At 68.3% G+C, this 10,462-nt stretch carries 12 protein-coding genes; 7 read left to right on the forward strand and 5 right to left on the reverse strand.

Annotated elements, in window-relative coordinates; genetic code table 11:
- Positions 1-30 precede the first annotated feature (30 nt).
- Positions 31-594 (forward strand): RBBP9/YdeN family alpha/beta hydrolase, encoded by a 564-nt coding sequence (locus H0B54_RS12850; RefSeq protein ID WP_188260629.1) that lies wholly within the window; start codon positions 31-33, stop codon positions 592-594.
- Positions 595-598: 4 nt separating this feature from the next.
- Here the strand turns inward: H0B54_RS12850 and H0B54_RS12855 are convergent, their stop codons facing one another.
- The 3 genes from H0B54_RS12855 to metX form a co-directional block, all read right to left on the reverse strand.
- Positions 599-1,180 (reverse strand): PRC-barrel domain-containing protein, encoded by a 582-nt coding sequence (locus tag H0B54_RS12855; RefSeq protein ID WP_188260630.1) that lies wholly within the window; start codon positions 1,178-1,180, stop codon positions 599-601.
- A gap of 97 nt (positions 1,181-1,277) precedes the next feature.
- Positions 1,278-1,928: a methionine biosynthesis protein MetW gene (gene metW / locus H0B54_RS12860; protein WP_188260631.1), complete on the reverse strand. Its 651-nt coding sequence runs from the start codon at positions 1,926-1,928 to the stop codon at positions 1,278-1,280.
- Entirely contained in the window at positions 1,925-3,124 is a 1,200-nt protein-coding gene (gene metX, locus H0B54_RS12865; RefSeq protein WP_188260632.1) for a homoserine O-acetyltransferase MetX, read from the reverse strand. Before metX ends, metW begins: the two co-directional genes overlap by 4 nt.
- Positions 3,125-3,269: 145 nt before the next feature.
- Between metX and H0B54_RS12870 the strand changes: the two genes are divergently transcribed.
- The 3 genes from H0B54_RS12870 to H0B54_RS12880 all read left to right on the forward strand — a co-directional run bounded on the left by H0B54_RS12870 (position 3,270) and on the right by H0B54_RS12880 (position 6,361).
- Positions 3,270-4,181, forward strand: a complete 912-nt coding sequence (locus H0B54_RS12870) for a chorismate mutase (RefSeq protein ID WP_094305327.1) — start codon at positions 3,270-3,272, stop codon at positions 4,179-4,181.
- Between the two features lie 24 nt (positions 4,182-4,205).
- On the forward strand, positions 4,206-5,300 hold the full coding sequence (gene hisC / locus H0B54_RS12875) for a histidinol-phosphate transaminase (RefSeq protein ID WP_188260633.1): 1,095 nt from the start codon (positions 4,206-4,208) through the stop codon (positions 5,298-5,300).
- Between the two features lie 167 nt (positions 5,301-5,467).
- Entirely contained in the window at positions 5,468-6,361 is an 894-nt protein-coding gene (locus H0B54_RS12880) for a prephenate/arogenate dehydrogenase family protein (protein ID WP_188260634.1), read from the forward strand.
- 32 nt (positions 6,362-6,393) lie between these two features.
- On the opposite strand, the gene H0B54_RS12885 is transcribed toward H0B54_RS12880, so the two are convergent.
- Entirely contained in the window at positions 6,394-6,780 is a 387-nt protein-coding gene (locus H0B54_RS12885; RefSeq protein WP_188260635.1) for a hypothetical protein, read from the reverse strand.
- 204 nt (positions 6,781-6,984) lie between these two features.
- On the opposite strand from H0B54_RS12885, the gene H0B54_RS12890 reads away from it, so the two are divergent.
- Both H0B54_RS12890 and H0B54_RS12895 read left to right on the forward strand, forming a co-directional pair.
- Positions 6,985-7,998: a sulfate ABC transporter substrate-binding protein gene (locus H0B54_RS12890; protein ID WP_188260636.1), complete on the forward strand. Its 1,014-nt coding sequence runs from the start codon at positions 6,985-6,987 to the stop codon at positions 7,996-7,998.
- 49 nt (positions 7,999-8,047) lie between these two features.
- Positions 8,048-8,659, forward strand: a complete 612-nt coding sequence (locus H0B54_RS12895) for a helix-turn-helix domain-containing protein (protein ID WP_188260637.1) — start codon at positions 8,048-8,050, stop codon at positions 8,657-8,659.
- Between the two features lie 7 nt (positions 8,660-8,666).
- Here the strand turns inward: H0B54_RS12895 and H0B54_RS12900 are convergent, their stop codons facing one another.
- Complete coding sequence (locus tag H0B54_RS12900; protein ID WP_188260638.1) at positions 8,667-9,623, reverse strand: hydrogen peroxide-inducible genes activator; 957 nt, start codon at positions 9,621-9,623, stop codon at positions 8,667-8,669.
- 222 nt (positions 9,624-9,845) lie between these two features.
- On the opposite strand from H0B54_RS12900, the gene ahpC reads away from it, so the two are divergent.
- On the forward strand, positions 9,846-10,409 hold the full coding sequence (gene ahpC / locus H0B54_RS12905; protein ID WP_188260639.1) for an alkyl hydroperoxide reductase subunit C: 564 nt from the start codon (positions 9,846-9,848) through the stop codon (positions 10,407-10,409).
- The last annotated feature ends 53 nt before the right edge of the window (positions 10,410-10,462 follow it).

The following is a 10,462-nucleotide window of genomic DNA, read 5'->3' on the forward strand; positions in this document are numbered from 1 at the left end:
GTCCCTGTTCACCGCAGCGGATCAAACCCCATGGCGAAGGCGAACGTTCTGATCGTCCCCGGACTCGGCAATTCCGGTCCCGAACACTGGCAAAGCTGGCTGCAACAACGCCATCCATCCTTCACGCGGGTGGAGCAGGTCGACTGGGACGCGCCGGCCCTGGAAGATTGGGTGCGGTCGCTGGAGGATGCCGTGACCGCCGCGGCCGCCCCGGTGATGCTGGTCGCCCACAGCCTCGGCTGCATGACGGTGGCTCATTGGGCCGTGCGGAGCGGCTCGTCGGTCGGCAAGATCGCCGCCGCCCTGCTGGTCGCCCCGCCGGACGTCGAATCGGCGGAGCACACGCCGCCGGAGGTTCACGGCTTCGCCCCGGTGCCCACCGACCCGCTGCCCTTCCGCACGGTGGTGCTGGCCAGCCGCAACGATCCTTACGCCCCGATCGCGCGCTCCTGCGGGTTCGCGGTGGGGTGGGGAGCCGACTTCATCGACGGCGGCGACCTCAACCACATCAACACCTCCGCCGGCTACGGCCCCTGGCCGGACGGCGAGCGGCTTGTCCTCGACCTGCTGCGCGCGGTGGACAGCGGCACTTGAGCCGTTACCGGGACTGGCCGGTCACCGTCTTCACGCCCTCGCCATAGGTGAATTCCGGTGCCCGCGCGAGTTCGGAGGCCGGAAGGTCCAGCGTCGGCGGCGTGGAACCGTCGGCACCGGCGGACGCGCCCGCGATGTCTGTGCGCAGCATGCTGACCGGCAGGGACCGCAGCTTTCCGTCCGCGCCATTGCCCTCCGCGGGGGCCAGCACGATCCGTTCGATCGAGGCGGCGGTGCCGTCCAGCGTGAAGTCCTTGATGGATCCGCCGGGCTGACCGTCGCGGGTCCGCACCTCCCTGCCGATCAGAGTCCGCGCCTCCTCCGGGGTCAGCAGATGGGGAATGGCGGCGACGGAGGGGGCCGCGCGCTGCATCTCGTCGGAAGGCGCCGCACCGCCGAGGCCCTCCGGCGAGGCCGCGGGCGGGGTGGCCGGGGTGTCGTCCGGGCGCGGCGCCGTCATCAGCGGGGGGCGGGCGGCGTCCGGTGACGCCAGCGGGGCCTGCGGCGCCTGCGCCGACGCTGTGGCGCCGGACAGCAGCAGGGCGGCGGCCGATGCGGCCAGGACGGAGGAGGGGACGAGGCGCATGGTGCGTGGCTCCCGCTGGTCTGTTGTTGAACGGACTTTGCCTATCAACAGCGCCAGCGGGGCAGGGGTTGCATCGCCGGGAACCGGCGGGGGGCGGTCAGTCCCGGCGCAGCAGGAAGACGCCCTGCTCGCCCAGCAGGTTGGCGAGCCCGGAATGGGCGTGGCCGGTGACGCGGCCGGCGCCGTTCACGATCATGCAGCGCTCGATGCGGATGCCCAGCTCCTCCGCCAGGACGACGAAGTCCTTGATCGTGCAGAAATGGATGTTGGGTGTTTCCCACCACTGGTAGCCCAGCTTCTCCGTCACCGGCATGCGTCCGGTCAACAGAAGCTGCGCGCGGATGCGCCAGTAGCCGAAATTGGGCACCGACACGATGGCCCGCCGCCCGATGCGCGTCATCGTCTCCAGGACCGTCCGCGGCTCCCGCATCGCCTGGAGGGTCTGGCTGAGGATCACGTAATCGAAGGCGCCCGGCGGGTAGTCCTGCAGGTCGGTTTCGGCGTCGCCCTGGATGACCGACAGGCCCTGGGCCACGCACTGGTGCACGCCGTCCATCGACAGCTCGATCCCGCGCCCGTCCACTCCCTTCCGGCGGGACAGGAAGGCGAGCAGGGCGCCGTCGCCGCAGCCAACGTCGAGCACGCGGCTGCCCGGCTCCACCATCTCCGCGATCAGCTTCAGGTCGGTGCGGATGCCGTTGCCGGAGGCCGTGGAGGCGGAGGCTTGCTTGTCGTCGAGGGGGCTCATGTCCGGGATGTCCGTGTCAGGCCGCGGTGCTCGGCGCAGCCCTCCAGGAAGCCACGGATCACCTGGTGGAATTCGGGCTCATCCAGCAGGAAGGAGTCGTGGCCCTTGTCGGTCCGGATCTCCACGAAGCTGACGTTGGCGGCCACCGCGTTCAGCGCGTGCACGATGGCCCGCGATTCGGAGGTGGGGAACAGCCAGTCGCTGGAGAAGCTGGCCAGGCAGAAGCGCACCGGCGTGCCCTTGCCGTCCTTGCGGAAGGCGTTGGACAGGGTGCCGCCCCCGTAATCCGCGGCGAGATCGAAATAGTCCATCGCCCGCGTGATGTAGAGGTAGGAGTTGGCGTCGAACCGCTCGACGAAGGTGATGCCCTGGTGGCGCAAATAGCTTTCCACCTGGAAATCGGCGTCGAAGCCGTAGGTGACGGTCTGGCGGTTCTGCAGGTTGCGCCCGAACTTGCGGTGCAGCGCCGGCTCCGACAGGTAGGTGATGTGCGCCGCCATGCGCGCCACCGCCAAGCCGCGGTGGGGGCGGGTGCCCTCCAGCAGGTAGTTGCCGCCGGCCCAGTCCGGGTCGGCCATGATCGCCTGCCGGCCCACCTCGTGGAAGGCGATGTTCTGCGCCGAGTGGCGGGCCGCCGTGGCGATCGGCACCGCGGCGAAGACCGATTCGGGATAGGCCACCGCCCATTGCAGGACCTGCATGCCGCCCATGGAGCCGCCGATCACGCAGAAGAGCTGCTCGATCCCCAGATGCTCGACCAGCAGCTTCTGGGCGCGCACCATGTCGCCGATGGTGATGACGGGAAAGCCGAGGCCATAGGGCTTGCCGGTCGCCGGGTCGGTCTCCTTCGGGCCGGTGGAGCCCATGCAGCCGCCGATCACGTTGGAGCAGATGACGAAATAGCGGTCTGTGTCGACCGGCCTGCCCGGACCGACCAGCATCTCCCACCAGCCGGGCTTGCCGGTCACCGGATGCTGGTCCAGCACGTAATGGTCGCCGGTCAGGGCGTGGCAGATCAGGATGGCATTCGACCGGTCGGCGTTCAGCGTGCCGTAGGTCTGGTAGGCGACGTCGAAGGGACCCAGCTCCGCCCCGCTGTCCAGCCGCATGGGCTTGTCCACCCCGAGCGTGACCCGGTGGCCGGGCATCGTCGCGGGTTCGGCAGGCACGGCAGCGGCGGGGTTCGGCGCGGACATGACGGGTCGGGAGCCTCCGGAAAACGGGACGGTATAGCTACGGATCGGCGGTTGGGAGTGTCAACGTTTTCTTTGATTTCGCGGCGCTTGCGGACTACTACTATCCGGCTTTGGATTCGCCCTGGATTTGACGGTTTCCCGCCCCATGCCTCCGCCCAAGTCCCCGCTCGACGATCTGCGCCGCGAGATCGATCACATCGACGATACGATCCACGACCTGCTGATGCGCCGCGCCGCGGTGGTGGAGCGCGTCGGCGTCGTCAAAGGCCAGATCGAGGCTGCGGAAGGTCAGGTCAGTGGAAATCCCCAGGTCCCGATCTACCTGCGCCCGGCGCGCGAGGCGGTGATCCTGCGCCGCCTGATGGCGCGTCACGCCGGCTCCTTCCCGGCGATGGCCGTCGTCCGCATGTGGCGGGAGATGATCACGGCCTTCACCCGTCTCCAGGGGCCCTTCGCCGTCGCCGTCTACGCGCCGGAGGACCGCCGCGGATTCTGGGACGTGGCCCGCGACCATTTCGGCAGCGTCGTTCCGATGACCGCCGTCAACTCGCCCGCCGCCGCCATCCGCGCGGTGTCGGAGGGCACGGCCACCGTCGGCGTTGTTCCCTACCCGGCTGAAGACGACGCGGACCCCTGGTGGCGCTTCCTGGTGTCGTCCGACGCGCGCACGCCGCGCGTGGTGGCGCGGCTGCCCTTCGCCGGGCGCGGCAACGCCCGCGGCGAGGACCGCGACGCGCTGGCCATCGCGCTGGTCCCGCACGAGCCGACCGGCGACGACCGCACCCTCCTGGGGATCGAGCTGGGGCATGACCTCAGCCGCGGCCGGCTCAAGGACCATCTGGAGACGAGCGGCCTCGCCCCGACCTATTTCTGCACCTGGCACGCCCGCGACCCGTCCGGCCCGTCCATCCATCTGGTCGAGGTCGCCGACTTCGTCGACCACACCGACCCGCGCCTGTCCGCCTTCGCCGGCCGGCTGGGCGAGATCCCGGTGCGGATCAACATCGTGGGCGGCTACGCCGTCCCGCTCCATCTCTCCGCCTCATCTTTCCAATGACGCCCGCAAGGTCTGAGACCTGACATGACCCAGCCGAACAACGGCCCGGCGCCCCGCCCGGGGATTCTCGACATCGCCCCCTACGTCGGCGGCGAGCATGCGGGGCACATCCGCCTCGCCTCCAACGAAGGCGCGCTCGGCCCCAGCCCGCGCGCCGTGGAGGCCTACAAGGCCGCCGCGGGCGAGCTGCACCGCTACCCGGACGGCGGCTCCGCCAAGCTGCGCAAGGCCATCGCCGAGCGCTTCGGCCTGGACGCCGACCGCGTGGTCTGCGGCGCCGGCTCCGACGAGCTGATCGCCCTGCTGATCCGCGCCTACGCAGGGCCGGGGGACGAGGTGCTGTATTCGCAGCACGGCTTCCTGATGTACCCGATCGGCGCCAAGTCGGTCGGCGCCACGCCGGTCCAGGCGCCGGAGACGAACCTGACCACCGACGTGGATTCGCTGCTGGCCCACGTCACGCCGCGTACCCGGCTGGTTTTCGTCGCCAACCCGAACAACCCGACCGGCACCTACATCACCGCCGACGAGATGGCCCGCCTGCACGCCGGCCTGCCGGAAAACGCCATCCTGGTCATCGACGCGGCCTACGCCGAGTACATGAACCACAACGACTATTCGGCGGGGCAGGAGCTGGTGGATCGCTTCCCCAACGTGGTGATGACCCGCACCTTCTCGAAGATCTTCGCGCTGGGCTCGGTCCGGCTGGGCTGGGCCTATTGCCCGGCGGGGATCGCCGACGTGCTGAACCGCGTGCGCGGTCCCTTCAACGTCTCCTCCGCGGCGCAGATCGCCGGGGTGGCGGCGCTGGAGGACACCGAATTCCTGGAGCGCTCGCGCAGCCACAACACCGAGTGGCGGGAGTGGTTCGTCCAGCAGGTGCAGGGGCTCGGCCTGAAGACCCACCCCAGCGTGACGAACTTCGTGCTGGTGGACTTCGCCGGCCAAGCCGCCGGCAAGGACGACGCCGAGGCGGCGCGCCTGTTCCTGAAGGGCCGCGGCATCCTGGTCCGCCAGATGCCCTCCTACGGCCTGCCCAGCTGCCTGCGCGTCACCATCGGCACGGAGGCCGAAATGCGCGAGGTGGTGCGGGCGCTGAAGGACTTCCTGGCGGCCTGACAAACCGGCTAATCGTGATGGAGGAGGCCGGGCCTTGCTGCCCGGCCTTTTCGTTTGCGGCATGTTGGCGGCTTCACCGTGGGGCAAAGTTTCGCTTGGTCATGGGGCGCCTTGGTGCTTTATAGCGGGGCATTCTGCACCCCATCCGCAGCCGGTGTTCCAAGATCATGAGCGAGATCGCCACCCCCCTGTTCGACCGCGTCGCCATCGTCGGCATCGGTCTGATCGGTTCCTCCCTGGCGCGGGCGCTCACCCATTACGGCGTCGCGCGGCAGGTCGTCTGCGCGGACCGCAGCCCGGATCACTGCGCCAAGGCGATGGAACTGGGCATCGTGGAGCAGGCCACCACCGATCTGGCGGAAGCGCTTGAAGGGACGGAACTGGTCATCCTGGCGACCCCCGTCGGCGCCTTCGCGGAGGTGGGGGAGGCGGTCGGGCCGCTGCTGCGGCCGGGCATGATCGTGACGGATGTCGGCTCCGTGAAGCAGGCGGTGCTGCGCGATGTCGGTCCGCACATTCCCGACGGGGTGCATCTGATCCCCGGCCATCCGGTCGCGGGCACCGAGCATTCGGGGCCGGAGGCCGGCTTCGCCACCCTGTTCCAGGGGCGCTGGTGCATCGTCACCCCTCCGCCCGGCGCCAACGAGGCGGCGGTGGAGAAGGTGGTGGAACTGTGGCGCTGCATCGGCTCGACGGTCGAACTGATGGACGCCAACCACCATGACCGCGTGCTGGCCATCACCTCGCACCTGCCGCACCTGATCGCCTACACCATCGTTGGCACGGCGTCCGACCTGGAGGACGACACCAAGTCGGAGGTCATCAAGTTCTCCGCCGGCGGTTTCCGCGATTTCACCCGCATCGCCGCCAGCGACCCGGTGATGTGGCGCGACGTCTTCCTGAACAACCGCGAGGCGGTTCTGGAGATTCTCCAGCGCTTCACCGAGGATCTGACGGCCCTCCAGCGCGCCATCCGCTGGGGCGAGGGGCAGCAGTTGCAGGACCATTTTGCCAAGACCCGCGCCATCCGCCGTGGCATCATCGACGCCAAGCAGGCCTGAGACTCCAAACGAAACTGACCGGGCCGGTGCGTCTACCGGACCCGACGCAGCGTCATCAGGCCGCCGGTCAGCGGGTCCTTCAGCCGTGCCGTGTCGGAGTCGATCAGTTCGATGGCGAGGGTCGGCCCGAAGCTTTCCGGAAGGACGGTGACGGTGTTGCCTGACACGGAATAACTCACCGGCTGTTCAAACCCCAGGCCGCGCATCCTCATGCTGGACCGGCGGAACTCGTAGGTTCCCAGGGCCATGCCCATACCCCCCGCTTCCGCATCGGCGGTGCCGAGACCGATGGGAGCGATCAGCGTCCAGCGCCCGATCAACGGGTTCCCAGGGTCGTAGGTTTCGCATCCCGCGAGAGCCAGAAGCGCCAAGGCGGTGGTCAGAAGTGGATGGGATCGGTGGAAAAGCTTTGTCTGCATGGCCCAACAACAGCGTGAAACGCGGTTCGGTCCGCGGAACGGACCGCCTTCCTCTATTTCACATAAAATAGTTGATAAAATATGGCTTCAGTTTTGTGAATCACACATGTCATTTCAAAAGGCGACTTGCCCAATAGGGATAGTTGATGTTCAATGCCCCTCACGGCCCACCGCCGCCAAACGCAAGCCTTGGGGAATCTGTTCATGCCGTTGCGCGTCAGCCAGTGCCTTGTCGCCGTGGGCGCAATCCTGGCCGCCTTGGCAACGGCCAGCGCCGCGGTCCGCGACACGATCCTGAACGTGTCCTATGACCCGACGCGGGAACTGTATGAGGAGTTCAACCCGGCCTTCGCCCGCACCTGGGCCGAGGTGGCTGGGGAAACGGTGGTCATCCGGCAATCGCACGGCGGATCAGGCGCGCAGGCGCGCTCGGTCATCGACGGGCTCGATGCCGACGTGGTCACGCTGGCGCTGGCCTACGACGTGGACGCCATCGCCGACACCGGGCTGATCGCCAAGGACTGGCGGACGCGCCTGCCGAACAACAGCTCCCCCTACACCTCCACCATCGTTTTCCTGGTCCGCAAGGGCAACCCGAAGCAGATCAAGGACTGGGACGATCTGGTGAAGCCGGGCGTGGAAGTGGTGACGCCGAACCCGAAAACCTCGGGCGGGGCGCGCTGGAACTACCTCGCCGCCTGGGCCTACGCGCTGAAGACCAACGGCAACGACGAGGCCAAGGCCAGGCAGTTCGTCGCCGACCTGTTCAAGAACGTGCCGGTGCTGGACAGCGGCGCCCGCGGGGCCGCCCTGACCTTCACGCGCAAGGGCGTCGGCGACGTGCTGCTGGCCTGGGAGAACGAGGCCTTCCTGTCGCTCCAGGAGTTCGGCGCCGACCAGTTCGAGATCGTCGTGCCGTCCCTGTCGATCCTCACCGAGCCGCCGGTGGCCGTGGTGGACAGCGTGGTCGACCGCAAGGGCACCCGCAAGGTGGCCGAGGCCTACGTGCAGTATCTCTACACCCGCGAGGGGCAGGAGATCGCCGCCCGGAATTTCTACCGGCCCCGCCATCCCGAACTGGCGCGGCAGTATGCCGGGCGCTTCTCCCCGGTGGCGCTGGTGACCGTGGACGATGTCTTCGGCGGCTGGCGCAAGGCCCAGGCAACCCACTTCGCGGAGGGTGCCCTGTTCGACCAGATTCAGCAGGCGCCTCGCTGAACCTCAGAGTTTGCTGACCGATTCACCGAGTGCGGGAGGGCCAGACACCATGAGCACGACATCGCCCCCCCGGAGCACGGACGCTCGGACCGCGGACGGCGACGCCAATCCGCTGACCAGCGTGATCGCCGAGAACATCCGCAATTTCCGGCTCCGCCAGGGGCTGTCCGTCGATGCGCTCGCCAAGCTGTCGGGCAACAGCCGGGCGGAGCTGACGGCGGTCGAGGCCGGGCGTGGGCCGTCCAGCATCGATTTCCTGTGGACCATCGCCCGCGCGCTCGATGTGCCCTTCTCCAGCCTGCTCAGCAGCGGGGGCAGCGGCGGGACCACAGTGATCCGGCGGGCGGACAGCCAGCCGCTGGCCTCGCGCGACGGGCGTTTCAGCTCGCGGGCGCTGTTCCCATTTCACGGGGAGCGGCAGGTGGAGTTCTACGAGCTGCGCCTCGCTCCCGGCACTGACGAGCGGGCCGACGCCCACACCATCGGCACGGTGGAGAACATCCTGGTCGGGAGCGGTGTGGTCGAGATCGAGACCGGCGACGGCACCCACCGGCTGGAGGAGGGCGACACGATCCAGTTCGACGCCGACTCCCCTCACGCCTACCGCAATGTGGGCGACGGCGAGGCGCTGCTGTACCTCGTGATGACCTACGTTCTCTGATTCCCGGTCAGGCGGCCGTCCGCACGCTGGCGTCGCCGTTGGCGGGGGCCTGCGGTCCGCTGTCGCGGGACATTTCCGTCTTCAGAGCAGCGGCGAGCTGCCGGAAGGTCTCCTTGCGGCCGGACGTGCGGCGCCAGACCAGCCCGATGCGGCGGTAGGGCCGCTCCCCGCCCAGGGGGCGGACCACCACATCCAAACCGCGCAGAATCCCCGAGTCGAGCGCCATCTGCGGCAGCAGGGTCACCCCCAGCCCGTTGGCGACCATCTGCACCAGCGTGTGCAGGCTGGTGCCCTGGAAGGCGGCGCTTTGCCGCGCCCCCTCCATGGAGCAGGCGGCCAGCGCGTGGTCGCGCAGGCAATGCCCATCCTCCAGCAGCAGCAGATCCTCAAGCGCCACGTCGGATGGGCGGGGCGTCGTGACGTCGCTCAGCCGGTGCGCGGGCGTGCAGACCACGGAAAAGCGGTCTTCGGCGAGGTCGATCGATTCCACGTCGCCGGAGGGATAGGGCAGGGCCAGGATGGCCGCGTCCAGCTCCCCCGACTCCAGCCGGTCGAGCAGCCGAGCGGTCTGGTCCTCGCGCAGGAACAGCTTGAGCTTGGGGAAGCTGTCGCGCAGGGCCGGCATCACGCGGGGGATCAGGAAGGGGCCGATGGTTGGGATCACGCCCAGATGGAGCGGCCCGGACATCGGGTCCTCCACCGAGCGGGCCATGTCCACCAGTTCCTCCGCCCCCTTCAGGACGATGCGGGCGCGGTCGGCGATCTCGCGGCCCAGCGGGGTCGGCAGGACGGTGCGCCGCGTGCGTTCCAGCAGCGGGGCGCCCAGCAGATTCTCCAATTCCTGGATGCCGGCGCTGAGCGTGGACTGGCTGACGAGGCAGGCTTCCGCCGCCTTGCCGAAATGGCAGCGATCGACGACGGCGACGAGGTAGTGGAGCTGACGCAACGTGGGGAGGGGCTTCATGCACTGCACAATAATCGGTTTTATCGATCAAAGCGATTGGTATTTTTCGCTTCCATCGCTGATCCATTGCCCCTAACTTCCCTGGTGTCAAGCGACCAACGAGGGGGGAGCGGACTTCCGGCAGGGATGCCGCGGCGCTGGTAGCCCATATGGGAAACGGCGCCAAGCGGGCAGGACACCGGAGTGACGCTTGCTCCAATCATTCAGACTGATGGAGAAATCATGTCCTTGATCAACACCGAGATTAAGCCGTTCAAGGCGACCGCTTTCAAGGGCGGCAAGTTCATCGACGTCAGCGACGCCGACCTGAAGGGCAAGTGGTCGGTCGTCTTCTTCTACCCGGCGGACTTCACCTTCGTGTGCCCGACCGAGCTGGAAGACCTGGCCGATAACTACAGCGAGTTCCAGAAGCTCGGCGTTGAAATCTACAGCGTTTCGACCGACACCCACTTCTGCCACAAGGCTTGGCACGACACCTCGCCGGCCATCGGCAAGATCGGCTACACCATGGTCGGCGACCCGACCGGCACGATCTGCCGCAACTTCGAGATCCTGATCGAGGAGAAGGGCCTCGCCGACCGCGGCACCTTCGTCGTCGACCCGGACGGCAAGATCCAGATCATCGAGATCACCGCCGGCGGCATCGGCCGCGACGCCCGCGAGCTGCTCCGCAAGGTGAAGGCCGCCCAGTACGTCGCTTCGCACCCGGGCGAGGTCTGCCCGGCCAAGTGGGAAGAGGGTGAGAAGACGCTCGCCCCGTCGCTCGACCTCGTCGGCAAGATCTAAGCCTCTCCGGCTGATCATCTGGGAACCGCCGGCCGCAACCGCGGCCGGACGGT

This window comes from Azospirillum tabaci, from assembly GCF_014596085.1.
Taxonomy (GTDB): domain Bacteria; phylum Pseudomonadota; class Alphaproteobacteria; order Azospirillales; family Azospirillaceae; genus Azospirillum; species Azospirillum tabaci.